General features: G+C 74.9%; 27 protein-coding genes. 18 read left to right on the forward strand and 9 right to left on the reverse strand.

Going from position 1 to position 24,567, the window contains the following annotated elements; all coding sequences use genetic code 11:
* Positions 1-4: 4 nt before the first annotated feature.
* A complete protein-coding gene (locus tag Ae150APs1_RS25005) occupies positions 5-991 on the reverse strand; it encodes a TAXI family TRAP transporter solute-binding subunit (RefSeq protein ID WP_075300679.1) in 987 nt (328 codons plus the stop codon).
* Between the two features lie 98 nt (positions 992-1,089).
* Between Ae150APs1_RS25005 and miaB the strand changes: the two genes are divergently transcribed.
* Both miaB and Ae150APs1_RS25015 read left to right on the forward strand, forming a co-directional pair.
* Complete coding sequence (gene miaB / locus Ae150APs1_RS25010) at positions 1,090-2,568, forward strand: tRNA (N6-isopentenyl adenosine(37)-C2)-methylthiotransferase MiaB (RefSeq protein ID WP_075300681.1); 1,479 nt, start codon at positions 1,090-1,092, stop codon at positions 2,566-2,568.
* 10 nt (positions 2,569-2,578) lie between these two features.
* Positions 2,579-3,028 (forward strand): hypothetical protein, encoded by a 450-nt coding sequence (locus tag Ae150APs1_RS25015; protein ID WP_075300683.1) that lies wholly within the window; start codon positions 2,579-2,581, stop codon positions 3,026-3,028.
* A 46-nt stretch (positions 3,029-3,074) separates the two neighbouring features.
* Here Ae150APs1_RS25015 and Ae150APs1_RS25020 read toward each other — a convergent pair whose 3' ends face one another.
* On the reverse strand, positions 3,075-4,346 hold the full coding sequence (locus Ae150APs1_RS25020) for a DUF349 domain-containing protein (RefSeq protein WP_075302573.1): 1,272 nt from the start codon (positions 4,344-4,346) through the stop codon (positions 3,075-3,077).
* A gap of 402 nt (positions 4,347-4,748) precedes the next feature.
* Between Ae150APs1_RS25020 and Ae150APs1_RS25025 the strand changes: the two genes are divergently transcribed.
* Genes Ae150APs1_RS25025 through Ae150APs1_RS25045 form a run of 5 tightly spaced genes read left to right on the forward strand, consistent with a single transcriptional unit; the run spans position 4,749 to position 10,014 of the window.
* Positions 4,749-5,450, forward strand: a complete 702-nt coding sequence (locus Ae150APs1_RS25025; protein WP_075300685.1) for a hypothetical protein — start codon at positions 4,749-4,751, stop codon at positions 5,448-5,450.
* Entirely contained in the window at positions 5,447-6,391 is a 945-nt protein-coding gene (gene miaA / locus Ae150APs1_RS25030; protein ID WP_075302575.1) for a tRNA (adenosine(37)-N6)-dimethylallyltransferase MiaA, read from the forward strand. The genes Ae150APs1_RS25025 and miaA overlap by 4 nt, the downstream gene beginning before the upstream one ends.
* A complete protein-coding gene (dapF, locus tag Ae150APs1_RS25035; protein WP_075300687.1) occupies positions 6,388-7,260 on the forward strand; it encodes a diaminopimelate epimerase in 873 nt (290 codons plus the stop codon). The genes miaA and dapF overlap by 4 nt, the downstream gene beginning before the upstream one ends.
* Positions 7,261-7,315: 55 nt before the next feature.
* Positions 7,316-8,818, forward strand: a complete 1,503-nt coding sequence (hflX, locus tag Ae150APs1_RS25040) for a GTPase HflX (RefSeq protein WP_050802549.1) — start codon at positions 7,316-7,318, stop codon at positions 8,816-8,818.
* A 32-nt stretch (positions 8,819-8,850) separates the two neighbouring features.
* A complete protein-coding gene (locus Ae150APs1_RS25045) occupies positions 8,851-10,014 on the forward strand; it encodes a hypothetical protein (protein WP_139317629.1) in 1,164 nt (387 codons plus the stop codon).
* A gap of 25 nt (positions 10,015-10,039) precedes the next feature.
* Here the strand turns inward: Ae150APs1_RS25045 and lexA are convergent, their stop codons facing one another.
* On the reverse strand, positions 10,040-10,774 hold the full coding sequence (gene lexA, locus Ae150APs1_RS25050) for a transcriptional repressor LexA (RefSeq protein ID WP_060573197.1): 735 nt from the start codon (positions 10,772-10,774) through the stop codon (positions 10,040-10,042).
* 208 nt (positions 10,775-10,982) lie between these two features.
* Here lexA and Ae150APs1_RS25055 point away from each other — a divergent pair, with 208 nt between their 5' ends.
* From Ae150APs1_RS25055 to Ae150APs1_RS25075, 5 genes are all read left to right on the forward strand, one after another.
* Positions 10,983-11,312, forward strand: a complete 330-nt coding sequence (locus Ae150APs1_RS25055) for a hypothetical protein (RefSeq protein WP_139317054.1) — start codon at positions 10,983-10,985, stop codon at positions 11,310-11,312.
* A gap of 207 nt (positions 11,313-11,519) precedes the next feature.
* Positions 11,520-12,158, forward strand: coding sequence for a hypothetical protein (locus Ae150APs1_RS25060; RefSeq protein WP_075300691.1), 639 nt, complete (start codon positions 11,520-11,522; stop codon positions 12,156-12,158).
* Between the two features lie 333 nt (positions 12,159-12,491).
* Positions 12,492-12,980: a transcriptional regulator NrdR gene (nrdR, locus tag Ae150APs1_RS25065; protein ID WP_029239609.1), complete on the forward strand. Its 489-nt coding sequence runs from the start codon at positions 12,492-12,494 to the stop codon at positions 12,978-12,980.
* A gap of 167 nt (positions 12,981-13,147) precedes the next feature.
* Positions 13,148-16,027, forward strand: a complete 2,880-nt coding sequence (locus tag Ae150APs1_RS25070) for a vitamin B12-dependent ribonucleotide reductase (RefSeq protein WP_075302579.1) — start codon at positions 13,148-13,150, stop codon at positions 16,025-16,027.
* A 107-nt stretch (positions 16,028-16,134) separates the two neighbouring features.
* Positions 16,135-16,773, forward strand: coding sequence for a hypothetical protein (locus Ae150APs1_RS25075; RefSeq protein ID WP_075300693.1), 639 nt, complete (start codon positions 16,135-16,137; stop codon positions 16,771-16,773).
* Between the two features lie 23 nt (positions 16,774-16,796).
* Here the strand turns inward: Ae150APs1_RS25075 and Ae150APs1_RS25080 are convergent, their stop codons facing one another.
* A complete protein-coding gene (locus tag Ae150APs1_RS25080; protein WP_212567257.1) occupies positions 16,797-17,789 on the reverse strand; it encodes an alpha/beta hydrolase in 993 nt (330 codons plus the stop codon).
* 120 nt (positions 17,790-17,909) lie between these two features.
* Between Ae150APs1_RS25080 and Ae150APs1_RS25085 the strand changes: the two genes are divergently transcribed.
* Positions 17,910-18,380 carry an NUDIX domain-containing protein gene (locus Ae150APs1_RS25085; protein WP_075300695.1) on the forward strand — a complete coding sequence of 157 codons (471 nt, stop codon included), beginning with the start codon at positions 17,910-17,912 and terminating at the stop codon, positions 18,378-18,380.
* A 7-nt stretch (positions 18,381-18,387) separates the two neighbouring features.
* Here Ae150APs1_RS25085 and Ae150APs1_RS25090 read toward each other — a convergent pair whose 3' ends face one another.
* From Ae150APs1_RS25090 to Ae150APs1_RS25100, 3 genes are read right to left on the reverse strand one after another with little or no spacing between them, the layout of a single operon-like run.
* The gene (locus Ae150APs1_RS25090) at positions 18,388-18,624 is read right to left on the reverse strand and encodes a hypothetical protein (protein WP_010231586.1); all 237 of its coding nucleotides are present in this window, start codon (positions 18,622-18,624) and stop codon (positions 18,388-18,390) included.
* Between the two features lie 19 nt (positions 18,625-18,643).
* A complete protein-coding gene (locus Ae150APs1_RS25095; protein WP_075300697.1) occupies positions 18,644-19,411 on the reverse strand; it encodes a methyltransferase domain-containing protein in 768 nt (255 codons plus the stop codon).
* 9 nt (positions 19,412-19,420) lie between these two features.
* Positions 19,421-19,633 (reverse strand): helix-turn-helix domain-containing protein, encoded by a 213-nt coding sequence (locus Ae150APs1_RS25100; protein ID WP_010231584.1) that lies wholly within the window; start codon positions 19,631-19,633, stop codon positions 19,421-19,423.
* A 332-nt stretch (positions 19,634-19,965) separates the two neighbouring features.
* On the opposite strand from Ae150APs1_RS25100, the gene Ae150APs1_RS33950 reads away from it, so the two are divergent.
* From Ae150APs1_RS33950 to Ae150APs1_RS25120, 5 genes are all read left to right on the forward strand, one after another.
* A complete protein-coding gene (locus Ae150APs1_RS33950; RefSeq protein ID WP_249266593.1) occupies positions 19,966-20,382 on the forward strand; it encodes a transglutaminase-like domain-containing protein in 417 nt (138 codons plus the stop codon).
* Positions 20,382-20,546 (forward strand): hypothetical protein, encoded by a 165-nt coding sequence (locus Ae150APs1_RS33955; RefSeq protein WP_249266473.1) that lies wholly within the window; start codon positions 20,382-20,384, stop codon positions 20,544-20,546. The genes Ae150APs1_RS33950 and Ae150APs1_RS33955 overlap by 1 nt, the downstream gene beginning before the upstream one ends.
* Positions 20,547-20,572: 26 nt before the next feature.
* Positions 20,573-21,646: an MBL fold metallo-hydrolase gene (locus tag Ae150APs1_RS25110; RefSeq protein ID WP_060573186.1), complete on the forward strand. Its 1,074-nt coding sequence runs from the start codon at positions 20,573-20,575 to the stop codon at positions 21,644-21,646.
* Between the two features lie 227 nt (positions 21,647-21,873).
* Positions 21,874-22,365 carry a DUF3145 domain-containing protein gene (locus Ae150APs1_RS25115; RefSeq protein WP_029239606.1) on the forward strand — a complete coding sequence of 164 codons (492 nt, stop codon included), beginning with the start codon at positions 21,874-21,876 and terminating at the stop codon, positions 22,363-22,365.
* A gap of 46 nt (positions 22,366-22,411) precedes the next feature.
* Positions 22,412-22,957 carry a hypothetical protein gene (locus tag Ae150APs1_RS25120; protein ID WP_010231577.1) on the forward strand — a complete coding sequence of 182 codons (546 nt, stop codon included), beginning with the start codon at positions 22,412-22,414 and terminating at the stop codon, positions 22,955-22,957.
* A 72-nt stretch (positions 22,958-23,029) separates the two neighbouring features.
* Here Ae150APs1_RS25120 and Ae150APs1_RS25125 read toward each other — a convergent pair whose 3' ends face one another.
* Positions 23,030-24,277, reverse strand: a complete 1,248-nt coding sequence (locus tag Ae150APs1_RS25125) for a beta-ketoacyl-[acyl-carrier-protein] synthase family protein (RefSeq protein ID WP_075300699.1) — start codon at positions 24,275-24,277, stop codon at positions 23,030-23,032.
* Positions 24,278-24,317: 40 nt separating this feature from the next.
* Complete coding sequence (locus Ae150APs1_RS25130; RefSeq protein ID WP_010231572.1) at positions 24,318-24,560, reverse strand: acyl carrier protein; 243 nt, start codon at positions 24,558-24,560, stop codon at positions 24,318-24,320.
* Positions 24,561-24,567: the final 7 nt, after the last annotated feature.

Genomic DNA, 24,567 nt, shown 5'->3' on the forward strand with positions numbered 1-24,567 from the left:
CCGGTCAGTACCCCTTGGTCGAGCGGTAGAACTCGACGGCACCCGGGTGCAGCGCGATCGGCTGGGTGCCGATCGCCGAGCGCGAGTCGACGGTCACCGCGGCCGGGCTGGCCTGGGCGAGCCGGGGCTGCCCGGCGAACGCGGCGTCGATCAGCGAGCGCGCCGTCGTGTCGGGCATGCCGGCGGTCGCGAGCAGCACGTTGCGCACCGACAGGCACGACACCGGGCCGGGCAGGCCGTAGGTGTTCGCGGGCACCGTGCCGACCGAGTAGACCGGGAACCGCTCCCGCATCCGGTCGAGCACCGCGCCGAGGTCCAGCAGCCGGATCGGCAGCTCGTCGGCCAGCTCCCGGATGCCGTCGGTCGGGACCCCGCCGGACCAGAAGAACGCGTCGATCCGGCCGCCGCGCAACGCCTCCACCGCGTCCGGGAGGCCCAGGCCGGCCTGCTCGCCGAGTCCCGCGGTCCCGATCCCGGCGACGTCGAGCAGGCGCAGCGCGATCGGCTGGTAGCCGCTGCCCGCCGGGCCGATCGACACCCGGGCGCCGCGCAGGTCGTCGAGCGAGCGGAACCGCGAGTCCCGCCGGACGACGACGTGGGTGACGTCGTCGTAGAGCCGCGCCAGCGCCAGGGGCTCCGTCGCTCCGGTGACGCCCGCGGCGACGTCGGCGGCGACGTCGACCTGGCTGATCGCCACGGTCGCGGCACCGGAGACGAGCAGCTGCATGTTCTGGGTGCTGCCCGCCGTGGTCAGCACCTCGGTGCTCGTCGCGGGGCCGAGCCGTTCCTGCCAGAGGGCGGCCAGCGTGCGGGCGAGCGAGATGTAGACGCCCGGCTGCACGCCGCCGGCGATCACCAGCCGGGGCGGTGGCGCGGGCCCCGTGCAGCCTGCGACGCCGAGGGCACCGAGCGAGACGCCCGCCGCCAGCCCGGCCCCGAGCAGGGTGCGGCGTGACAGGGCGCGCTGCGCCGTGCCGCCCCCGGTCGTCATCCGGCCATCCTCCCGGTGCGGTGCCACCGTGTCGCCGCGAGGGCTCCCCTCGCGGGCCCGCGCAGCGGGCCGGGCCCGGCGGCGCCTACCCTCGGGGTGTGAGCCGCAGCTACACCGTGCGCACCTACGGGTGCCAGATGAACGTGCACGACACGGAGCGGATGGCGGGTCTGCTGGAGCAGGCGGGCTACGCCAGGGCCGAGGATCCCGACGCCGCCGACGTGGTCGTGTTCAACACGTGTGCGGTGCGCGAGAACGCGGACAACAAGCTCTACGGCAACCTCGGCCACCTCCGCCCGCGCAAGCAGGCGAACCCGGACATGCAGATCGCCGTCGGCGGGTGCCTCGCCCAGAAGGACCGCGACACGATCACGCGGAAGGCCCCGTGGGTCGACGTCGTGTTCGGCACGCACAACGTGCACGCGCTGCCCACCCTGCTGGAGCGCGCCCGGCACAACGAGACCGCGCAGGTCGAGATCGCCGAGTCGCTCGAGGTGTTCCCCTCGACGCTGCCGGCCCGCCGCGAGTCCGCCTACGCGGGCTGGGTGTCGATCTCGGTCGGCTGCAACAACACGTGCACCTTCTGCATCGTGCCCGCGCTGCGCGGCAAGGAGCGCGACCGGCGCCCCGGCGACGTGCTCGCCGAGGTCGAGGCGCTGGCCACCGAGGGCGTGCTCGAGGTGACGCTGCTCGGCCAGAACGTCAACGCCTACGGCCAGGACATGGGCGACCGGGAGGCGTTCTCGAAGCTGCTGCGGGCCTGCGGCGGCGTCGAGGGCCTGGAGCGGGTCCGCTTCACCTCGCCGCACCCGCGCGACTTCACCTCCGACGTGATCGCCGCGATGGCGGAGACGCCGAACGTCTGCCCGCAGCTGCACATGCCGCTGCAGTCGGGCTCCGACGCCGTCCTGCGCCGGATGCGCCGCTCCTACCGGTCGGACCGCTTCCTGCGGATCCTGTCCGACGTGCGGGAGTCCATCCCGCACGCGGCGATCTCCACCGACATCATCGTCGGCTTCCCGGGCGAGACCGAGGAGGACTTCCAGGCGACCCTCGACGTCGTCGCCGCGGCCCGGTTCTCCCAGGCCTTCACGTTCCAGTACTCGCCCCGCCCCGGGACACCCGCCGCCGACATGGACGGGCAGCTGCCCAAGAAGGTCGTGCAGGAGCGCTACGAGCGTCTCGTCGCCCTCCAGGAGGAGATCTCCTGGGAGGAGAACCGCGCCCAGGAGGGCCGGGAGGTCGAGCTCCTCGTCTCCACCGGCGAGGGCCGCAAGGACGACGCCACCCGCCGGCTCACCGGCCGGGCGCGCGACGGGCGGCTCGTCCACTTCGCCCCGGGCGACGCGACCGGGATCCGGCCCGGCGACCTCGTCACCGTCCGGATCGACTACGGCGCCCCGCACCATCTCGTCGCCGACGGCGGGGTCACGACCCACCGCCGCACCCGTGCCGGGGACGCGGCCGAGGCCGGGACCCGGCCCACCGGCGCGCCCACCACCCTGGGACTGCCCGCCTTCGGGAAGCCGGCCGAGGAGCCGGCACCCGAGTCGCCGTGCGCCGTCCCGGCCCCCTGAGGAGGATCCGATGAGCAGCGACGTGACGCCGGAGACCCGCGCGGAGATCGACGACGCCGGCCGGGCCGCGACCCGGCGGATCGACCCGGGCACGCGGGCCATGCTGGTCGCGGTCGCGGTCGTCGCCGCGGTGGCGTCACTGCTGCTGCCGTGGGTGGCGGGGGCGCCCGGCTGGGAGGTCCTCGCGGGGGGTGCGGCGGGCCCGCTGCCCCGGCTGTTCTCCGTCACGCTGACGGTGTTCGCGATCGTCGTGTCCGCGTCGGCCCTGCTCACCCGGCTGTGGGTGCTGGCCTGGCTCGCCGCCTTCGGCTGCGGCATCTCGTCGGTGAACGGTGTCTGGGCGATCTGGTCGCAGCAGACCGGCGCCGCGGGCGGGCCCGGGTTCGGGCTGGTGCTGGGCGTGATCGCGGTCGTGCTGCTGACCTTCGTGTGGGCGGGCGCGGCGCTGGCGCGTTCCTGAACGGCCGGCGCGGCCCCGGACGGGGCCGCGCACGGACCGGCGGGACCTACAGCTCGTTGACCGACTGCTCGGCCGCGTCCAGCCACTCCCGCCACTGGGCCGCCTGGGCACGGGCCTGCTCGGCCCGCCTGCGGTCACCGGACGCCTCGGCCTTCTCGGCCTGCGCCTCGAACTGCTCGACCCGGGACCGGAACTGCTCGACGCGGGCCTGGGCCTCCGGGTCGGTCCGGCGCCACTGTGCGTCGGCGGCCTCGGCGACCTTCTCCTCGATCCCGCGCAGCCGCCCCTCGAGGGTGCGGATCTCGTCGCGCGGGACCTTGCCGATGTCCTCCCAGCGTTCCTGGACGTCGCGCAGCGCGGCCCGGGCGGCGTCCGGGTTCGAGAGGTCGATCTTCTCGGCCTCGGCGAGCAGCACCCGCTTCGCGTCGGCGTTCTCCGCGAACTCGGCGTCGCGGGCGGAGAAGTGCTCGTTGCGGCGGGCGAAGAACCGGTCCTGCGCACCGCGGAACCGCGACCACAGCGCGTCGTCGGCCTCCCGGTGCGCCCGGCCCGCGGCCTTCCACTCGGTCATCAGGTCCCGGTAGGCGGCCGCGGTCGACGACCACTCGTCGGACTCGGCGAGGGCCTCGGCCTGCTCGGCGAGCTCCTCCTTGCGGCCCTTGGCGACGACCCGCTGCCGGTCCAGGTCGGCGAAGTGCGAGCCGCGCCGCCGGTTGAACGCCTCCCGCGCCTTCGAGTACCGCTTCCACAGCTGCTCGTCGTGCTTGCGGTCGACGCCCTTGATCGTGCGCCACTCGTCGAGGATCGCCTTGAACCGGTCACCCGCCTGCTTCCACTGGGTGGACTCCTCGGCGAGCTTCTCCGCCTCGACGATCAGCGCCTCCTTGCGGGCGACGGCGTCGTGCCGGGCCCGGTCACGCTCCTCGCGCGCGGCGTGGACGCCCTCCTCGGCGCGGCCGACGAGCTCGTCGAGCCGGGTCCGCAGCGCCGCCACGTCACCGACGACGGCCGGTTCCTCCAGCCCCGCGATCAGCGTGCGCAGCGCGGTGAGCGACGCCTTCGGGTCGCCGCCACCGGCGATCCGGGCGGCCAGCACCTCGGTCTCGGTGACGAGCGCGTCGAACCGGCGGGCGAAGTGCTCCAGCCCCTCCGCGGGCGGTCCGGCCTGGTACGAGCCGACCACCCGCTCGCCGTCGGGGCCGAGCAGGGTGATGGTGCCGTCGTCGTCGGCGCGGCCCCAGCGGCCCGGGTCGGCGACCGCCGACGGGACCGGGGACGGGTGCGCGGCCGGCGGTACCGGTGCGGCGTTCTGCGCCACCGGTCCGGGCTTCGCGCCGGGCGGCGGCCCGGGACGCGGGCCGGGGCGCGGCCCCGGCTTCGGGACCGAACCGGGGTTCGGCGGGCGTGCTCCGGGCGTGGCGGCGTTGGTCTCGGGCACCGGTGTCCTCCTCGTTCGGCCCACCGGATCACCGGCGGGCGCCCCGTCCGGATGTCCGTCCGGGGCCGTGCGCGCACCGGGCTCCTCGCCGTGGCCAGGAGCCGGGATGGAGATTCAAGCAGGTCCACCACCTCCGGGGGAACCGCCGAGGCCCCGGCCGGGGACCGTGCGCGCCTCGAACGGGCGTCCGATGTCGGCGAACCGCACGGTCCGGACGCGTCGCGGTGGCGTTCCGCCGGGGCTCCGGGCGAGGGGCGCCCACGCTGGCTACGCTCGGGCGCCGTGCCCGCCGCGATCGCCGTCCTGCCCCAGCCGCCGCTGCTCGTCCCCGACCTGAGCGGGGACGCCGCCGTCGAGACCGAGGCGCTGCGCGAGGCCGTCGGCGCGGTCGTGACGGGACTCGCCGCGGCCGCCGCGGACTGGATCGTCGTCGGCGCGGACCAGGGCGGTCGCCGCACCGTCGCCCCCGGCACCCGGGGCACGTTCGCCGGGTACGGCCACGACGTCCCGGTCGCCCTCCCCGGCCCGGATGGCGCCGACGAGGGCGCCGAGCTGCCGCTGCCGCTGCTGGTCGCGGCGTGGGCGGCGGCCGGTGCGGGCGTGCGGTCGGCGCGCGGCGAGCTGGTCGCGCCGGACGCCCCGCCGGCGGACTGCCGGGCGCTCGGTGCGGCACTGGCCGCTGAGGACGCGGGCCTGCTCGTCGTGGGGGACGGCGCCGCCCGGCACTCCACGACGGCCCCCGGCGGGTTCGACGAGCGCGCCGAGGCGTTCGACGCCGTCGTCGCCGCGGCCCTCGACGACGCGTCGCCCGGCGCGCTCGCCGGGCTCGACCCGTCCGCCGCGGCGGAGCTGTGGGCGGCGGGCCGCGCCCCCTGGCAGGTCCTCGCCGGCGCCGCGTCCGGGCGGGACTGGCGGGCCGCGCACCGGCACACCTCGATGCCCTACGGCGTCGCCTACCACGTCGCGCTGTGGGAACCGGCGTGACGGCCGGCGGTGACGGCGGGCCGGGGCTGGTCGCCGTCGTCGGGCCGACGGCGACCGGCAAGTCCGACCTCGGCCTGGAGATCGCGCTCGCGCTCGGCGGCGAGGTCGTCAACGTCGATGCGATGCAGCTCTACCGCGGCCTCGACATCGGCACCGCGAAGCTCCCCGTCCCCGAGCGCCGCGGCGTGCCGCACCACCTGCTCGACGTCCTCGACGTGCGGGAGACCGCCTCGGTCGCCGCCTACCAGCGCGAGGCGCGCGCCGTGATCGAGCGCCTGCGGACCTGCGGCCGCACCCCGGTGCTGGTCGGCGGGTCCGGGCTCTACGTCCAGGCGGTCCTCGACGAGCTGGAGTTCCCCGGGACCGATCCGGGGCTGCGTGCCGAGCTGGAGGCGGAGCTGGAGCGGGACGGGCCGGGGGCGCTGCACCGCAGGCTCGCCGACGTCGATCCCGCGGCGGCCGCCGAGGTGCTGCCGTCGAACGGGCGGCGGATCGTCCGCGCGCTGGAGGTGATCGCGCTGACCGGCGGCCCGTTCCGGGCGACGCTGCCCACCACCGGCGAGCCGCGCTACGGCGCCGTGCTGCTCGGCGTCGACCGCGACGTCGCCGAGCTCGACGAGCGGGTCGCGCTCCGGGTGGACCGGATGCTCGGCGACGGCCTGGTCGAGGAGACCCGCGGCCTGCTGCCGCACGGGCTGGCCGAGGGCCGGACCGCGTCCCGGGCACTGGGGTACCGGCAGGTGATCGAGGCACTCGAACGGGATCCCGACGCCCCCGACCTCGCCGCGGTCCGCGAGGAGACCGTCCGTGCCACCCGCCGGTTCGTGCGGCGGCAGCGGTCCTGGTTCCGCCGCGACAAGCGGATCCACTGGCTCGACGGCGCGGCCCCGGACCTGGTCGCGGACGCGCGGTCGGTGCTCGCTCGTACCCTGGTGGCATGAGCGGCGGGATCGAGTTCACCAAGGGCCACGGCACCCGGAACGACTTCGTCGTGCTGCCCGATCCCGACGCCGCGCTCGACCTGACCCCGGAACGGGTCGCGGCGCTCTGCGACCGCCACGGCGGCATCGGCGCCGACGGCGTCCTGCGCGTCGTGCGCTGGGCGAAGCTGGCCGGGGACGAGTCGGTGCCCGAGCCGGTCCCCGGCGTCGAGTGGTTCATGGACTACCGCAACGCCGACGGCTCGGTCGCCGAGATGTGCGGCAACGGGGTGCGGGTGTTCGCCCGCTACCTGCACGAGCGCGGCTGGGCGCCCGGCGGAGGCCCCGTCGGCACCCGGGCCGGGGTGCGGACCGCGACGCTGTCCGGCGACACCGTGTCGGTCGACATGGGCCCGGTCGCGATCGGTCCGGCCTCGGTCGCGACGACCGGTGGCGCCCGGTTCGACGGCATCGCCCTCGACGTCGGCAACCCGCACCTGGCCTGCGTCACCGCCACCGACCCGGACGCGCTGGACCTCACCCGGGCACCGGCCGTCGACCCGCAGGTGTTCCCGCGTGGCGTCAACGTCGAGTTCGTGACCCCGCTGGACGGCCCGGCCGACGGCGGGCGCGTCCGGATGCGGGTGCACGAGCGGGGCGTGGGGGAGACCCTGGCGTGCGGCACCGGGACCGTCGCGGCCGTCGTCGCCGCGCTGCGCGCCGCCGGGCACCCGGCCGGTGACGTGCACGTCGACACCCCCGGCGGCCGGCTCCGGGTGACCGTCGGGGCGGGCGACGACGCGGCCACCGGCACGACGGTGCTGCACGGCCCCGCCGTCCTGCTCGCGACCGGCGAGATCGACCGCTCCTGGTGGGACCGGCCCGCCTGACCGGCGCGAATCCGGGCGGACACACGCCCGCCGACGTGGAACACTGGACGGCACGATGACTGAAGCCCACACCGCCGCCGTGCCGTCCACGTCCGCAGGGTCCGCCGTCCCGTCGGCGGGCGAGCTGGACCTCGAGGAGCGCTCGTCGCTCCGCCGGATCCACGGCCTCTCCACCGAGCTCACCGACATCACCGAGGTCGAGTACCGGCGGCTCCAGCTCGAACGGGTCGTGCTGGTCGGGGTGTGGACCGAGGGCAGCGCCGAGCAGGCCGATGCCTCGCTCGCCGAGCTCGCCCGCCTCGCCGAGACCGCGGGGTCCGAGGTCCTCGACGGACTCGTGCAGCGCCGCTCGACACCGGATCCGGCGACCTTCATCGGCTCCGGCAAGGTCGACGAGCTGTCCACGGTGGTCCGCGCGACCGGCGCCGACACCGTGATCTGCGACGGCGAGCTCTCACCCGGCCAGCTCCGCCAGCTGGAGGAGCGGCTCAAGGTCAAGGTGATCGACCGGACCGCGCTGATCCTCGACATCTTCGCCCAGCACGCCCGCTCCCGGGACGGCAAGGCGCAGGTCGAGCTGGCCCAGCTGTCCTACCTGCTCCCGCGCCTGCGCGGCTGGGGTGAGGCGCTGTCCCGTCAGGTCGGTGGCCGGGCCGCAGGCGGTGTCGGCATCGGTGGCCGTGGCCCGGGTGAGACGAAGATCGAGCTGGACCGCCGCCGGATCCGGGCGCGCATGTCGAAGCTGCGCCGCGAGATCGGGGCGATGCGCCAGGTCCGCGAGACCCAGCGCGGGAACCGTACCCGCAACGAGGTCCCGTCGGTCGCGATCGTCGGCTACACCAACGCCGGAAAGTCCAGCCTCCTCAACCAGCTGACCGACGCCGGGGTCCTGGTCCAGGACTCGCTGTTCGCGACGCTGGACCCGACGACGCGCCGCTCCGAGACGCCCGACGGCCGCGCCTACACCCTCACCGACACGGTCGGGTTCGTGCGGCACCTGCCGCACCAGCTCGTCGAGGCGTTCCGCTCGACGCTGGAGGAGGCGGCCCGGGCGGACCTGCTGGTGCACGTCGTCGACGGCTCCGACCCGCTGCCCGACGACCAGATCGCCGCGGTCCGGCAGGTCCTCGTGGAGATCGGCGAGGAGCAGGGCGGCACCATGCCGCGGGAGCTCCTGGTGATCAACAAGGTCGACGCCGCCGGTGACCTCGCACTGGCCCGGCTGCGGCACGCCCAGCCGGAGGCGGTGTTCGTCTCCGCGCACGACGGCAGCGGCATCGGGAAGCTCCGCGACCGGATCGCGGAGCTGCTCCCGCGCCCCGAGTACGAGGTCGACCTGCTGCTGCCCTACACCGAGGGTGCGCTCGTGGCCCGGCTCCACGACGAGGGCGAGGTCCTCGCCGAGGAGCACACCGGTGAGGGCACCCGGGTCCGCGCCCGGGTCGGTCCGGAGCTCGGCACCGCGGTGCTCCCGTACGCCGTCGGCGGGACCGCGACGGTGCCCGCGGACACCGATCCTGCGGGCACCGACCTGCCCGCGACGGCGGCAGGGCACTGAGCCCGAGGGGGCCCCGCACGTCCTGGCCCTGCATGTCCCGGCCCCGGCGGAGCAGGCTCCGTGTGGGGCCGGTCGCCGTCGCGCTCGGGATCGTCCTCGGCATCAGCGGTGCCGGAGCCGGCGGGGTGACGGCGGCGCACGCCGCGCCGGACGAGGTCCCGGGGGCCCCGCCACGGACCGGGGCCGCACCCGGGCCGGCAGCGCCGCGTCCGGTCTGCACGGCCGAGGACCCGCGGGCCGCCGAGCTCTCCGGGCTGGTCGCCGAGGGCCCACCGGGAGCGGGCCCGGTGCGGTACCGGGCGATCGTCGACGGCGGCGGAACCGGCGAGGTCCTCACGCTCGACCCGGTGACCTGCGCGGTCACCGAGATCCGGGACACCGGTGTCCGGGTCACCGACGTCGAGGACCTCGGTGCGACACCCGACGGGACCCTCTGGCTCGCCGACATCGGCGACAACCGCGGCGACCGCGGCACGGTGCGCCTGGTCGAGCTGCCGGTGTCCGGGCCCGCGCGGGCGCACGACCTCGTCTACCCGGACGGGCCGCGCGACGCCGAGGCGATCCTCCTCGCCGACGACGGGACCCCGCTGATCGTCGCGAAGACCACGGGGGCGGCCGGGGTGTACCGGCCCGCCGGCCCGCTCGACGGCGGCGCCGCACCGGTCACGCTGGACCGGGTCGGCGAGGTGGTCCTCCCGTACTCCGCCACGTCCGGCGGCCCGCTCGGCGCCACCGGGACCCGGACGGTCACCGGGGGAGCGGTCGGCCCTCCCGGCGCCGACGGCGGCCGGGTCGCCGCGCTGCGGACCTACACCGACGCGTGGGTGTTCCCGCTGCGCCCGCCACCGGACGGCCGGGTCTCCGCGGACGCGCTCGTCGAGGCCCTGCGCGCAGCGCCGCTGCCGGTGCCGCTGCCGGACGAGGCCCAGGGGGAGGCGGTGGCCCTCGACGGCCGCGGGACGCTGCACTCCGGCTCGGAGGCCCGCGGGCTCTCGCCGGCGGGCGTCCGGGCCGTGCCCGGCGTGGCGACGGCCGCGACCGCCGCGGCGGCCCCCGTGGTCGCGCAACCGGCGGAGGTGCCCCGCACCGGGTCGTTCCCGCCGTGGCTGCCCGCCGTCGCCGGGGCCGGGGTGCTCGGGGTGCTGCTGCTGGCCGGGATCGGCGCGATGGTCCTGCACGGCCGCCGGCGGAGCTGATCCGCCGACGGCCCGGTCCCGCGCCTCAGAGCCGGCGCATGACCGCGACGACCCGGCCCAGGATCGACGCGTCGTCCCCCGGGATCGGGTCGTACGCCTCGTTCGCCGGCATCAGCCAGATGTGCCCATCCTTGCGGCGGAACGTCTTCACCGTCGCCTCGCCGTCGATCATCGCGGCCACGACCTCGCCCTGCTCGGCGACCGGCTGCTGCCGGACGACGACCCAGTCCCCGTCGGTGATCGCGGCGTCGACCATCGAGTCGCCCTTGACGTTGAGCAGGAACAACGTGCCCTCGCCGACGATCTCCCGCGGGAGCGGGAACACGTCCTGCACGGCCTGCTCGGCGAGGATCGGCCCGCCCGCTGCGATGTCACCGAGCAGCGGCACGAAGGCCGGTGCCGGGCGCTCGGACCGGACCGCCTCGGTGTCCGCGTCGGTGCCGTCGCCCGCCGCGGCCTGCTCCGGGCTCCGGACGTCGACCGCCCGGGTCCGGTTCGGGTCCCGGCGGAGGAAGCCCTTCCGCTCCAGGGTCCGCAGCTGGTGGTGCACCGAGGAGGTGGAGGTCAGCCCCACCGCGTCCCCGATCTCGCGCACGCTCGGCGGGTACCCGTACCGGTCCACCCAGTCCCGGATCACCGACAGGACCTTCCGCTGCCGCGGGGTCAGCCCACGGGTGTCGGCCGGGGGCTCGGGGAACTCCCGGACGTCCGCGGATCCCGGCCCGGCGGGCGCACCGCCTCCGGACTCGTCCGCTGCCATCGCATTCGCCTCCTCGAGGATCTACCGGCACGAACACTAGCCAAGTCCGGGCCGTCCGCCAAACATGCGTTCGAAGTTCGCGCCGGGCGTGTCGTGGATTCCGTCGGACCCCGGTGGTAGAACAGCGCACAGGCGTTCGATCGAACATCGATTCGACGACTTCGGTCCGGCGCCCGTACAGCGCCGGAGACCGGGAGGGGTGGAGATCGTGAGCGCGACGACGGAGGTGCGGGTGGTCCCCGGCGGTGTCCGCCCGCCGGTCACCGCGGAGCTGGTTCGGACGGCGCCGCTCGCGGTGCCGCCGCCGTGTGGGACGACGGTCCGGGTGTTCTCCGCGACGCCTGCGGCGGTCAGGATGCCGCCGGGTGCGCGCTCGGCGGGGTCGGCGGGTGCGCCCTCCGTGCTGCACCGGGCGGTCGCCGCCGTGGGCGTGCTGGTCGCCTCCGCCACGGCGGTCGTCGGGCTGGGCCTGCTGGCCGAGGTCGCCACCGCCGGCGTCGTCCCGGTCGCTCCGGCGGCCGTGTCCACGGGTCGCTGACCCGCCGGCGTCGGCGGGCCCGCGGGCGCCGGCCGGCGGCCCCCCGTTTCTGTCGGGGGGCCGGTGCTACACAGCTCGTACACTCGTTCGACCGGGCTGGGGGAAGGGCCGGTCGGGGGTGAGCAGGGCGCGCGGCCGGGTGTGGCCGGGCGCCGACGGCGACCGCCCCGCCCCGGGTGGGGCGGTCCGCGAGGAGCAGGAGGAGCCATGCGAGAGCTCGACGTGCGTGACGTGGCGCGGGGGACCCGCGAGACGGCGCGGGGAACGCGCTCCGCCGGACCGCGTGAGCGCAGGCGCCCGGTCCGGCCGGTCTGCGCGGGCGGGGGCCGCTCCACGGCGGCGCTGCGCGACGCCGACCCCGTCGAGGACCGGGCGGTGCCGGTGGCCGAGGGCGTCCGCCGGCCGTCGGCGGCCGAGCGTGCCGCGCTCCGCTGGGCCGGCATCGAGCGGGCCGAGGGCGGCCACGACCGTCCGGAGCGCGCCGGGCGCCGCACCGTCCACGGTGTGCCGGTCGTCCCGGGCGCGGCACCGGCGTGGCGGACGACGGGGGTCCCCGGGCGTGACCGGCGGCCGGTGGCGGCGGGCCCGTCGTCCGTGCCCGCGCCGCGTACGGTTCGTCCGCTGCACCGCCGGTGCGTCGCCCCGGCGCGTCGCCGGACGCGGCAGGCGCAGGCGCACTCGCGGGGCTCCCGGCTGCTGGCCGGGGTGGCGGTCGCGCTGTGCGCGGCGACCGTCGTCGTGGTGCTCGGGCTGCTGGGTGACGCGGCCGCCGGGTGGAACGCCGGCGGCGCGACGGCCCCCGCGAGCCCGGCGGGGCCGGTCGTGACGGCGGCGACCGGACGCTGACCGGTGGCCGCCGGGCGCGACACACTGGCGTGTCGCGGAACCGGGTGGTCGTCCGGCGCGGTCGTTCCGGGGCGACGGACGGCGGGCGGTGCCGGCGTGCACGACCTGATCAGGGCGTATGCATCCGTTCATGATCGGTTGCTGTCGGCGGGGACCGGGAGCCGGTGTGCGAGGCTTCGGGTCCCGATCGGGCGAAGCTCGGCGCCGCGCCGCCCCTGGGATGGCGCACCCCTAGATGTAGGGGTTACATTGGTGTCGTTCTCCCACGGGTTGGGGAACAGGTCATCGCGGAGAGTCTCCGGTAGGTCGCGGGAGAAAGAGGGTGGGTACGTCGTGCGTTGCCCCTTCTGCCGCCACCCGGACTCGCGGGTGATCGATTCCCGGACCGCCGACGACGGGACGTGTACCCGCCGTCGCCGGTCCTGCACCGCGTGCGGTCGCCGGTTCACCACGGTCGAGGAGACCGTGCTCGCCGTCGTCAAGCGCAGCGGGGTGAGCGAGCCCTTCAGCCGCCAGAAGGTGGTCGGAGGGGTTCGGCGGGCGTGTCAGGGCCGGCCGGTCGACGAGGACGACCTGCAGCAGCTCGCCCACAGGGTCGAGGAGACGGTGCGTGCCCGCGGGGCGGCCGAGATTCCCAGCCACGAGGTGGGGCTGGCGATCCTCGGACCGTTGCGCGATCTCGACGAGGTCGCGTACCTGCGGTTCGCGAGCGTCTACCGGTCCTTCTCCTCCATCGAGGACTTCGAGAAGGAGATCGCCGATCTGCGTACGGCGGCTGCCGGGGAAGCAGCCGACGACGCGGCCGGCAACCGGGACGGCTGAACCGGGCGACCGATCGGACCGGTGCGGGCACCAGGGGGCGCGCACACCGGCACCGCGGGAGCCACGTCGGCAGGACCGGAAGGGGGACGGTGCACGGCACCGTCCGGGGAACGCCCGCGCACCCCAGCGCGCGGGCGGGCAGAGGACGTCGGATGCGGAGGCAGTTCATGACCGAGACCGTCGGGGGCCCGACGACAGGCACCGGGAGCGAGAGCACGAACGGCGCGGGGGAGGCCCCGAAGGCCGCCCGCGGCCGGGGCAAGGCCGGCGCGAAGCGCCGTGGCCTGACCGTGCCGCGCGTCTTCACCACCGAGGGCGTCCACCCGTACGAGCAGGTCGAGTGGGAGCGCCGCGACGTCGTCATGACGAACTGGCGTGACGACACGGTCAACTTCGAGCAGCGCGGCGTGGAGTTCCCGTCGTCCTGGTCGGTGAACGCCACTAACATCGTCACGAGCAAGTACTTCCGCGGTGCGGTCGGCTCCGAGACGCGGGAGTCCAGCCTCAAGCAGCTCGTCGAGCGCGTCGTCGGGACCTACCGGCGGGCCGGGGTCGAGAACGGCTACTTCGCCACGGACGCCGCCGCCGAGGTGTTCGACCACGAGCTGACCTGGATGCTGATCCACCAGGTGTTCAGCTTCAACTCGCCGGTGTGGTTCAACGTCGGTACGCCCAGCCCGCAGCAGGTCAGCGCCTGCTTCATCCTGTCGGTCGACGACACGATGGAGTCGATCCTGAACTGGTACCGGGAGGAGGGCCTGATCTTCAAGGGCGGCTCCGGTGCCGGTCTGAACCTCTCCCGCATCCGGTCGTCGAAGGAGCTGCTGTCCTCGGGCGGCACCGCGTCGGGCCCGGTCTCCTTCATGCGCGGTGCGGACGCCTCCGCCGGGACGATCAAGTCCGGGGGCGCGACCCGCCGGGCGGCGAAGATGGTCGTCCTCGACGTCGACCACCCCGACGTCGAGGAGTTCGTCGAGACCAAGGCCAAGGAGGAGGCCAAGGTCCGCGTGCTGCGCGACGCCGGCTTCGACATGGACCTCGGCGGCTCCGACATCACCTCGGTGCAGTACCAGAACGCCAACAACTCGATCCGGGTCTCCGACGAGTTCATGCGCGCCGTCGAGGAGGACACCGAGTTCGGCCTGCGCGCCCGGATGACCGGCGAGGTGATCGACACCGTCGACGCCCGCAAGCTCTTCCACGGCATCGCCGAGGCCGCCTGGAACTGCGCCGACCCCGGCATCCAGTACGACGGCACGATCAACGACTGGCACACCTGCCCGGAGTCGGGCCGGATCACCGCGTCGAACCCGTGCTCGGAGTACATGCACCTGGACAACTCCAGCTGCAACCTCGCGTCGCTGAACCTGCTGAAGTTCCTCGACGCCGACGACCGGTTCGACGCCGAGACCTTCGCCAATGCCGTCGAGCTGATCATCACCGCGATGGACATCTCCATCTGCTTCGCGGACTTCCCGACCGACCCGATCGCCGACACCACCCGGAAGTTCCGGCAGCTCGGCATCGGCTACGCGAACCTCGGCGCGCTGCTCATGGCGACCGGGCACGCGTACGACTCGGAGGGCGGCCGCGCGCTGGCCGGCGCGATCACCTCCCTCATGACCGGTGCCGCGTACAAGCGCTCCGCGGAGCTCGCCGGTGTCGTCGGCCCGTACGAGGGCTACGCCCGCAACGCCGAGGCGCACCAGCGGGTGATCCGCAAGCACGCGGCCGCGAACGACGGGATCTGCACCTTCGCGGCGTCCACCGCGATCCAGAAGCTCGCCACGCTGACCTGGAAGCAGTGCCAGGAGATCGGCGAGGCGAACGGCTGGCGCAACGCCCAGGCCTCCGTGCTGGCACCGACCGGCACGATCGGCCTGATGATGGACTGCGACACGACCGGCATCGAGCCGGACCTGGCGCTGGTCAAGTTCAAGAAGCTGGTCGGCGGCGGCTCCATGCAGATCGTCAACCAGTCGGTGCGCCGGGCGCTGGACAACCTCGGCTACCAGGCCGAGCAGGCCGAGGCGATCGTCGAGTACGTCGCCGAGCACGGCCACGTCGTCGACGCCCCGGGCATGCGGCCCGAGCACTACGAGGTGTTCGACTGCGCCATGGGCGAGCGGTCGATCGCGCCGATGGGACACGTCCGGATGATGGCGGCGGCCCAGCCGTTCCTGTCCGGTGCGATCTCCAAGACGGTGAACATGCCCGAGCGGGCCACCGTCGAGGACGTCGAGCGGATCTACCTCGAGGGGTGGCGGCTCGGCCTCAAGGCACTCGCGATCTACCGCGACAACTGCAAGGTCGGCCAGCCGCTGTCCGCAGGCAAGGGCGGCTCCGGCGAGAGGACGGCCGAGGCGGAGCCGAAGGTCGTCGTCGAGCAGCGGCCCATCCGCAAGCGGCTCCCGAAGAAGCGCCCCAGCGAGACGGTGTCTTTCACCGTCGGCGGTGCTGAGGGCTACCTGACCGCGGGCAGCTACCCCGACGACGGGCTCGGCGAGATCTTCGTCAAGCTCGGCAAGCAGGGCTCGACGCTCGCCGGTGTGATGGACGCCTTCTCGATGTCGATCTCGGTGGGGCTGCAGTACGGCATCCCGCTCGAGTTCTACGTCTCGAAGTTCTCCAACCTGCGGTTCGAGCCGGCCGGCATGACCGACGACCCGGACGTCCGGATCGCGACCTCGGTGCTGGACTACCTGTTCCGCCGTCTCGCGCTGGACCACCTCCCGTACGAGAAGCGGGTCCAGCTGGGGATCTTCTCCTCGGACGAGCGGTCGGCCCAGGTCGAGAGCGACTACGGCTCGGGCTCGGAGAAGCTGGACATGGAGGAGTTCCGGTCCTCCGTGCCCACGTCCGAGAAGAAGGACGAGGCCGGCGTCGAGCCGGCTCCGGCCGAGGTCGGCAGCTCCACCGAGCTGCTGGAGCTGCGGCTGGGCAAGGCCGCGGACGCCCCGCTGTGCATGACCTGCGGGACGAAGATGCGGCCGGCGGGATCCTGCTACCTCTGCGAGGGCTGCGGCTCCACCAGCGGCTGCAGCTGACACCCGGCACGACACCGCGGGGCGGTACCGGACGACTCCGGTGCCGCCCCGCGGCGCGTCGCGAGGCCCCGCGGCGGAACCCCGGGGACAGGGAGGGGGAACCACCGGTGCAGGACCACACGGACGAGCTCGCCCGGCGGCTCGGCATCGACCCGCGGGTCCTCGCCCTGCTGGTCGCGGCACCGTGGCGACCCGCCTCCGGCGACGGCGGGACCCCTCGGGCCGAGGACGACGACCCGCCCGCCCGCGGACGGGTGTTCGTCGGCGTCCCCTCACCGTCCGAGCTGCGCGACCTCGACCTCCCCGCCGACGGCCTGCGGCACTTCGGGCTGACCCCCGCCGAGCTGCGGGCGGGCGGCTGGACCGACGCCGACCTGCGCTCGGCCGGCCTGCCCGTGCCGGGGGCGGGGCCGGCCGTCGACTGGTTCGTCGCGGGGGAACCCGCCCAGCTGATGCTCGGGCTGGCCCCGTACGGGCCGCCCCGCCTCGCCCGTCCCCGTACCCGGTGGGACGGGCACCTGCCGGTCCTGGAACCGGTCGAGGAGGAGGTCCCGGGGCTCGCCGGGTGCACCGACCCGGACGACGAGCAGGCGGCGGCGGTCCGCGACGTCCGCGACCGCCTGCTGCGCCGGGCCCGCCGCCGGCTGGTGCACTGCCCGTTCTGCCTGCGCCAGGTGGCTCGCGACGACACCACATACGGCGCCTGCCACGCCTGCGCGTCCCGGTGGCTCGGCATCCTCCACTGAGCGAGCGGCCGGCCTGGGAGCGGTCAGGTCGCGGACACCGGTCCGGGTCGCGCCGGGACGGGGGCCGGGCAGCGCAGCAGCTGGCGCCACTGCTCCGGGCTCCACCGCGCGGGTTCGGTCGAGTCGAGGAACTCCTCCAGCAGCCCGACGAACCGGGCCGGATCGGAGTGGAACGGGAAGTGCCCGGCGTCGTCGAACACCTCCAGCCGGCTGCCCGGCATCGCCCGGTGCGCGGTGTAGCCGTGCTCGACGGGCACCACGGCGTCCCGCCCGCCCCACACCAGCATCGTCGGCATCCCGCGGGTCAGGTAGCAGCGGTCGAGCATCGTGACGACCTGCCCGCGCCAGTCGACGACCGCCCGCAGCGTCCGGATGAACGCGGCCCGCGACGTCGCGTCCGGCAGCGCGTCGATCAGCCGGAGCAGGCCGGTCGCGTCCCGTCCGAGATCGGCACCGAGCACCCGGAGCAGGTCCAGGACGAGCCCGGCCTGCCACCGCACCGGCGGCAGCTGCAGCGCGGCGAGCGCCGCCTGCGCACCGGGCAGGCTGACGGCCCGCAGCAACGGCGTCACCTCCGGGCCCGCGCCGCCGCTGCCGACGAGCACGAGGCGCTCGGTGCGGTCGGGGTACTGGTAGGCGAACTGCATCGCGACGCCGCCGCCGAGCGAGTGCCCGACCAGCGTCGCGCGCGGTACGCCGAGGACCCCGAGCAGGTCACGGATCCCGTTGGCGTACGCCGCGACCGAGTAGTCGGCGCGCGGCTTGTCCGAGTGACCGTGCCCGAGCAGGTCCGGGGCGATCACCAGGAACCGGCGGGCCAGTGCCGGGAGGACGGCCTCCCAGGTCGCGGAGCTGTCGCCGATGCCGTGCACGAGCACGATCGGCGGCCCGGACCCGGCGACGCGGAACGCCCGCCGGTAGCCGTGCACCGTGCGGAACCTCAGTTCCGACCCGCGTGGCGGAACCATCCCGAGCCGGTCACCGACCGCCCTGCGCTCCTCGTCCCGCACCGCCATCGCAGGGACGGTAGGCGCACCCCGTTACCCCGGCGTTGCGACGAGGTTCGGGGTCCTTCTCGAATCCCGCGCCGGGTCCCGCGCCGGGTCCCGCGCCGGATCCCGCCTAGGGTCGGCGCCGTGACCGATCGCTACCGGGTGGTCCCCGCGTCCTACGTCCTGCTGCTGCGCGGCGACGGCGAGCGCACCGAGGTGCTCCTGCAGCTGCGTGCGAATACCGGGTTCATGGACGGCCACTGGGCCGCCGCCGCGGCCGGTCACGTCGAGGAGGGTGAGGACGCGCCCGCCGCGGCCGTCCGGGAGGCCCGCGAGGAGCTCGGCGTCACGATCGACCCGGCCGACCTGCTGCCGCTGACCGCCCTGCACCGGACGCAGCGCAACGGCGATCCGGTCGACGAACGCGTCGACTTCTTCTTCACCGCCCGCCGCTGGACGGGCGAGCCGCACGCGGCCGAGACCGGCAAGACCGCCGGGCTGGACTGGTTCCCGCTGGCCGCGCTGCCGGTCGACACCGTGCCGCACGAGCGGGCGGTCCTCGACGCCGTCCGCCGCGGCGGCCCCGCCGCGATCACCAGTCACGGCTTCCGCTGACCGGCGCTCAGCCCTCCGGGTCGACGAGCTGGATCTCGATCGTGACGTCCGGCTGGTCGCCGTCGTCGGGGTCGACGGCCCAGTGCATCACCCAGTCGACCTCGTAGTCGTCGCGTGTCATCCCGGGTGGCGCGAAGTTGACCCACTCCCCGGTCCGGGGCACCACCCGGAACCAGCGGACGTGGTCGGGCCGCTGCCCGATCCGGACCCGGGCCGGGACCCGTGCGTCTGGCGTACTGCTCACGGGCGCCGATGCTGCCCGATCATGCTCGGGTCCCGCCAGGCCGCCGGGCGCCCAGGAACCACCGGTCCACCGAGAACGGCTCGTCCGCACACGCGGCGACACCGTCCGCCCAGGCGTCGACCTCGGCCCGGGTGAGCCCGCACCGCCCGGGCGCGGCGCCGGCGACCATCTCGCGCAGCTCCGCGCCGTAACCGGTGGAGGCCGGCCCACGCATCGTCGCGCGCTCGGCCCACTCGTCGGCGAACCCGGCCGCGCGCAGCAGCGGACCCAGCTCGTGCGGCAGGCGCGGCCGCGGCATCGTCGTGCACCAGGCGTCCCGGACGCGGCGGTGCCGGTCCTGACCGTGGCCCGGCCAGTGCAGCGAGGTCCAGTCGGTGTCGAGCACCAGCAGGCGCCCGCCCGGGCGCAGCACCCGGTACAGCTCCGCCACGGCCGCACGGGTGTCGGTCAGGAACTCCAGCACTTGCAGGCAGGCGACGGCGTCGAACGGCCCGTCGGGCAGCGACCGGGGACCACCGAGCGCCCGCTGCTCGACGACGGCCGCGGGCCCGCACCGTCGCCGGGCGAGCGTCACCATCACCGGGTCGGGATCGACGCCCTGCACGCCGGGACCGCGCGCGGTGGCGAGCTCCGCGAGCAGGTGCCCCGGCCCGGTCCCGACGAGCAGGATCCGCTCGCCGGGATCCGCGGCCAGCAACGACCGGGCCCGGACCCGCTCGGCGTCGGCCTCCGGCGTGTCGTAGGTACCGGCCACCCGCCGCGCGGAGGCGGCGTCGGTGGGCAGCATCGGTGGCGCTCAGCTCCCCGTGTAGCGGGCCGACTCGATCAACGTCTCCACCGACTCCGGTGGCACCCGGAACGACCGGCCGAACCGCACCGCGGGCAGCTCGCCGGAGTGCACCAGCCGGTACACCGTCATCCGCGACACCCGCATCCGCTCGGCCACCTCTGCCACGGTGAGGAACGGCGCGTCCTGCCCGGACCGTTGCTCCGGGATCCCTGCCCCCATGCGTGCGCCCCTCCTCCGCCGTACCGCGCCCCCGCGGCCGACCATCGTGATCAGCGAACGCAGGGACGGTAGCGCGGAACCGGCCACACTCCCGGTGCGATCATGTCCCACCCTCGGGTGGACTCCGCGCCGAAGATCGGCACAGGGTGCTCGAACGCCTACGTACGGTGAGATTCAGGGGCCCGCGTAGGGTCGCGACCACACGAGAGGGGAGGACGACGGTGTCCGCACGGGAGCCATCGACCGGGACCGGCGAGCCGGCCGCACAGGACCTGGAACCGGGCCGGTTCACGGACTCGGACGCCCCCGCGGTGCGAGCCTTCGCCGCCCGGGTGACCGCGGGGCTCGACGACCCCCGCGCGCGGGCCGCGGCGTTGTTCGAGGCCGTCCGCGACGAGATCTGGTACGATCCGTTCTGCGTCGTCACCGACCCGGAGGCGTACCGCGCGAGCCGGGTCGCCGGGCAGCAGGGCAACTGGTGCGTGCCCAAGGCGGTGCTGCTCACCGCGGCCGCCCGTGCCGCCGGGATCCCGGCCCGGCCCGGCTCGGCTTCGCCGACGTCCGCAACCACCTCAACACCCCGCGGCTGCGGGACCGGATGGGCGGGGCGGACCTGTTCGTCTGGCACGGCTACACCGCGCTGTGGCTCGACGGCGCCTGGCGCAAGGCCACCCCGGCGTTCAACGCCGAGCTGTGCGCCCGCTTCGGCGTCGAGCCGATCGCGTTCGACGGCACCGGCGACGCCCTGATGCACGCCTACGACGGCGCCGGTGCCCGCTACATGAGCTACGAGCACGACCGCGGCACGTTCCACGACCTCCCGCTCGACGACGTCCTGACCACCTTCCGGGAGCACTACGGCGAGGAGATGTTCGCTGCGCACGAGCCGGGGGAGGACGCCTTCACCCGCTAGCAACGGCAACGATCTAGGGTCGAGGGGTGAGCCTCCCGACCGTGACCGACGACGATCCCGACGGCGACTGGACCACGCCCGGCGTGTTCCGCTGCGCGCCCGGGGTGTACCGGATCCCGCTGCCACTGCCCCAGGACGGCCTGCGCGCCGTCAACGTCTACGCGATCGCCGACGCCGACGGGTGGACCCTGGTGGACTCCGGCTGGGCCATCGACGAGTCCCGTGACCTGCTGGGGAAGGCGCTGGCCGCCCTCGGTTCCGGGTTCGGCGACGTCCGCCGGTTCCTCATCACCCACGCCCACCGGGACCACTACACGCTCGCGTCGATCCTGCGCCGCGAGTACGGCGCCCGGGTCCTGCTGGGGGCGGGGGAGAAGCCGAACCTCGACATCATCGCCTCCCCGGACCGTGCCGAGCGCGAGCCCGAGCGGACCCGGCTGCTGCGGTGCGGCGCCGTGGACATCGTCGAGGAGATCGGCCGCAGCGGTCCGTGGCCGCGGCCGGTGCCCGAGGAGTGGGAGGCGCCCGACGAGTGGATCGCCGACCGGGCGGCGATCGCCGTCGGGGACCAGTCCGGCACCCGCACCCTCACCGCCGTCGAGACGCCCGGGCACACCCGCGGGCACCTCGTCTTCACCGACGCCGAGAACGAGCTCTTCTTCGCCGGTGACCACGTCCTGCCGCGGATCACCCCGTCGATCGGGCTGCAGCCGACAATCGTGGACAGCCCGCTCGGCCAGTTCCTCGACTCGCTGCGGCTGGTCCGCTCGCTGCCCGACGCCGGCCTGCTGCCCGCGCACGGCGCGATCGGTGGCCGGGTGCACGCCCGGGTCGACGAGCTGCTCGCACACCACGACGTGCGGCTCGCCCAGAGCCGGGACGCCGTCGTCGCGGGCGCACCGACCGCCCAGGACGTGGCCCGGGTGCTGCGCTGGACCCGCCGCGAGCACCGGTTCGACGACATGGACCTGTTCAACCGGATGCTGGCCGTCCTGGAGACCGGTGCGCACCTCGACGTCCTCGCCGACCGGGGCGATCTGGTCCGCTCGGAGACGGTGGATCCGGCGTCCGGTGCGATGATCGCCACCTACACCGCGTGACCCGCGCGCCGGGCCGCGACACGCCGTCGGCGGTTCACCCGTAAGTCGTGTCGGGGTGGCCGCCCGGGGCGGAATGCGGCAGAGTGATGCCACGGACCCACCTGACCCGGAGGTCGCCCTCACACCCACACGCAGCACATCCGTACCGCGCGTCACCACGCAGCACCGCAGAAGTCACAGAGGACGTAGGGGAAGACGATCCTCGTCGACGACAGCGGAGGTTGGCAGTGAGCACACGCGGAGTGGTGTTCGTCCACTCGTCGCCGACTGCGGTCTGTCCGCACGTCGAGTGGGCGATTTCGGGCGTCCTCGGGGCGCGGGTCTCTCTCGAGTGGTCCGCGCAGCCGGTGGCGTCCGGGCAGATGCGGGCCGAGTGCTCGTGGAGCGGTCCGGCCGGCAGCGGTGGGGCCCTCGCGGGAGCGCTGCGCGCCTGGTCGATGCTGCGGTTCGAGGTGACCGAGGAACCGAGCCCCGGCGTGGACGGTGAACGGTTCATGCACGTCCCCGGCCTCGGCATGTGGCACGGCCGCACGAGCGCCAACGGCGACGTCGTGCTGCCCGAGGACCAGCTGCGCGCGGTGATGGCCGAGCACGGCGGCACGGGCCTCACCCGGCAGCTCGACCAGCTCCTCGGCACCGCCTGGGACGACGAGCTGGAGTCCTTCCGCTTCGCCGGTGACGGTGCCGCGGTCACCTGGCTGACCCACCGGGTCGGCTGACCCGGACGCCTCCGGGCACACTGGACGACGTGTGCACGGGGGAACGATGAGCGCGCGGGCCGCTGCGGTGGCCGCGGGGCTGGTCGTGGCACTGGTCGCGCTCGGGGGGACCGCCTGGACGGCGTCCGGGTCCTCACCGGACGGCGTCGGACCGGCCGCGGCGCCGCCGCGGGTGCCCGACGACGGCGCGGGGGACCAGACCGTCACGATCAGCGACGGGGCCGCGGACCATCCGGCCGCGCAGCTGGTCCTGGAACAGGTCCAGCTCTACTTCAACGCGATCAACGGCCGGGACCACGCGACCTGGACCCGGGTGGTCAGCCCGGAACGCGCCGAGCAGCAACCGCGCGACGTCTGGCTGGACGGGGTCGGGACCACCACCGACGGCACGATCCGGGTGGACCGGATCGACCCGGCCCCGGGCGGCGGCGTGGTGGCGCTGGTGCGCTTCGTGAGCGTGCAGAACCCCGAGGACGGCCCGCCGGGCCTGCAGGTCGGGCGGATCTGCTGGCAGGCCACCTACCCGATGGCGGGCTCGCCGCCGCGGATCCTGGTGGGCGACCCGGGCGGGATCCTCGGCGCCCCCTGCTGAGGCCACCACGCACGACGACGGCGGCGGCTCCGGTCCACGGAGCCGCCGCCGTCGTCGTCGTGGGGGAGTGCCTCAGGGCTTGGTGAACAGCAGCGAGGCGTTGTGCCCGCCGAAGCCGAACGAGTTGTTCAGCGCCGCGTCGACCGTGAGCTTGCGCGGCTCACCGGAGACCACGTCCAGCTCGACCTTCGGGTCCTTGTCGGTGAGGTTGAGCGTCGCCGGGACGACGTCGTCGCGGACCGACAGCATCGTGATGATGCCCTCGACCGCTCCGGCCCCGCCGACCAGGTGCCCGAGCGCCGACTTCGGCGCGGTGAGCACCGGGTGGTCGCCCAGGGCCTTCTTCACGGCCACCGACTCGCCGACGTCGCCGACCACCGTGGAGGTGGCGTGGCAGTTGACGTGGGTGACGTCGGAGGGCTCCAGGCCGGCGTTCGTGACGGCCTTGCGCATCGCCCGGACCTGGCCCTCGCCCTCGGGGTCGGGCCCGGTGATGTGGTACGCGTCCGAGGTGAGGCCGATCCCGGCCAGCCGGCCGTGGACGGTCGCGCCGCGGGCCTTCGCGAACTCCTCGCGCTCGAGCACCAGCACCCCGGCGCCCTCGCCGAGCACGAAGCCGTCCCGCCCGGTGTCGAACGGCCGGGAGGCGCGCTCCGGGTCGTCGTTGCGGGTGGACAGCGTCCGCGCCTGGACGAACCCGGCCACGGTGATCGGCACGATGCAGGACTCGGCGCCACCGGCGAGCACGACGTCCACCTCGCCGGCCTGCAGCAGCCGGTAGGCCCAGGCGAGCGCCTCGGCCCCGGTCGCGCACGCTGACGCGGGGGAGTGGACCCCGCCCTTGGCCTTGTACTCCAGGCTGACCATGGCGGCCGGCCCGTTCGGCATGAGCATGGGGACGGTGAGCGGCGAGACCTTGCGCAGGCCGTGCTCCTCGAGCAGGTCGTCCTGCGCGAGGAGCGTCGGCGCGCCGCCGATGCCGGCGCCCAGCACGACGGCCAGCCGCTCGCCCTCGACGCTCGCGCCGTCCTCACCGGGGACGGCACCGAGCCCCGAGTGCGCCCAGGCCTCCCGGGCGGCGATCATCGCGACCTGCTCGCAGCGGTCCATGCGGCGGGCCTGCACCCGTGGCAGGACCTCCGCCGGGTCCACGGCGAGCTGGGCCGAGATGCCCACCGGCAGGTCGAAGCGCTCGGTCCAGTCCGCGCGGGTGGTGCCGACGCCGGACTTGCCGGCGAGCAGCGCCTCCCAGGTGGACATGGCGTCCCCGTCGAGCGGGGTGGTGGCCCCGAAACCGGTGACGACCACTCCGTCGGTCATGGTGTCTCCCCTTCCCCGGCGCGGTGCGCGCCGGAACGACTCACTGGTGCTTGGCGATGAAGTCGACGGCGTCGCCGACGGTCTTCAGCTCGGCCAGCTGGTCGTCCGGGATCTTGGCGCCGAACTTGTCCTCGGCCTGGACGGCGATCTCCACCATGGACAGCGAGTCGATGTCCAGGTCGTCCACGAAGGACTTCTCCGGGGTCACCTCGGCGGTGTCGATGCCTGCGACCTCCTCGACGATCTCGGCCAGCCCGGACAGGATCTCAGCGTTGTCAGCCACGGTCGGT

Source organism: Pseudonocardia sp. Ae150A_Ps1, from assembly GCF_001932315.1.
GTDB lineage: Bacteria > Actinomycetota > Actinomycetes > Mycobacteriales > Pseudonocardiaceae > Pseudonocardia.

Coding starts and splice junctions, on each gene's coding strand:
- hflX (WP_050802549.1), top strand. CDS start 7,316: ATGACTGAAGCCCACACCGCCGCCGTGCCGTCCACGTCCGCAGGGTCC.
- Ae150APs1_RS25045 (WP_139317629.1), top strand. CDS start 8,851: ATGTCCCGGCCCCGGCGGAGCAGGCTCCGTGTGGGGCCGGTCGCCGTC.
- Ae150APs1_RS25005 (WP_075300679.1), bottom strand. CDS start 991: ATGACGACCGGGGGCGGCACGGCGCAGCGCGCCCTGTCACGCCGCACC.
- Ae150APs1_RS25125 (WP_075300699.1), bottom strand. CDS start 24,277: ATGACCGACGGAGTGGTCGTCACCGGTTTCGGGGCCACCACCCCGCTC.
- dapF (WP_075300687.1), top strand. CDS start 6,388: ATGAGCGGCGGGATCGAGTTCACCAAGGGCCACGGCACCCGGAACGAC.
- Ae150APs1_RS25080 (WP_212567257.1), bottom strand. CDS start 17,789: ATGGCGGTGCGGGACGAGGAGCGCAGGGCGGTCGGTGACCGGCTCGGG.
- Ae150APs1_RS25070 (WP_075302579.1), top strand. CDS start 13,148: ATGACCGAGACCGTCGGGGGCCCGACGACAGGCACCGGGAGCGAGAGC.
- lexA (WP_060573197.1), bottom strand. CDS start 10,774: ATGGCAGCGGACGAGTCCGGAGGCGGTGCGCCCGCCGGGCCGGGATCC.
- Ae150APs1_RS25095 (WP_075300697.1), bottom strand. CDS start 19,411: ATGCTGCCCACCGACGCCGCCTCCGCGCGGCGGGTGGCCGGTACCTAC.
- Ae150APs1_RS25015 (WP_075300683.1), top strand. CDS start 2,579: ATGAGCAGCGACGTGACGCCGGAGACCCGCGCGGAGATCGACGACGCC.
- Ae150APs1_RS25120 (WP_010231577.1), top strand. CDS start 22,412: ATGAGCGCGCGGGCCGCTGCGGTGGCCGCGGGGCTGGTCGTGGCACTG.
- Ae150APs1_RS33955 (WP_249266473.1), top strand. CDS start 20,382: ATGCACGCCTACGACGGCGCCGGTGCCCGCTACATGAGCTACGAGCAC.
- Ae150APs1_RS25060 (WP_075300691.1), top strand. CDS start 11,520: ATGCGAGAGCTCGACGTGCGTGACGTGGCGCGGGGGACCCGCGAGACG.
- Ae150APs1_RS25100 (WP_010231584.1), bottom strand. CDS start 19,633: ATGGGGGCAGGGATCCCGGAGCAACGGTCCGGGCAGGACGCGCCGTTC.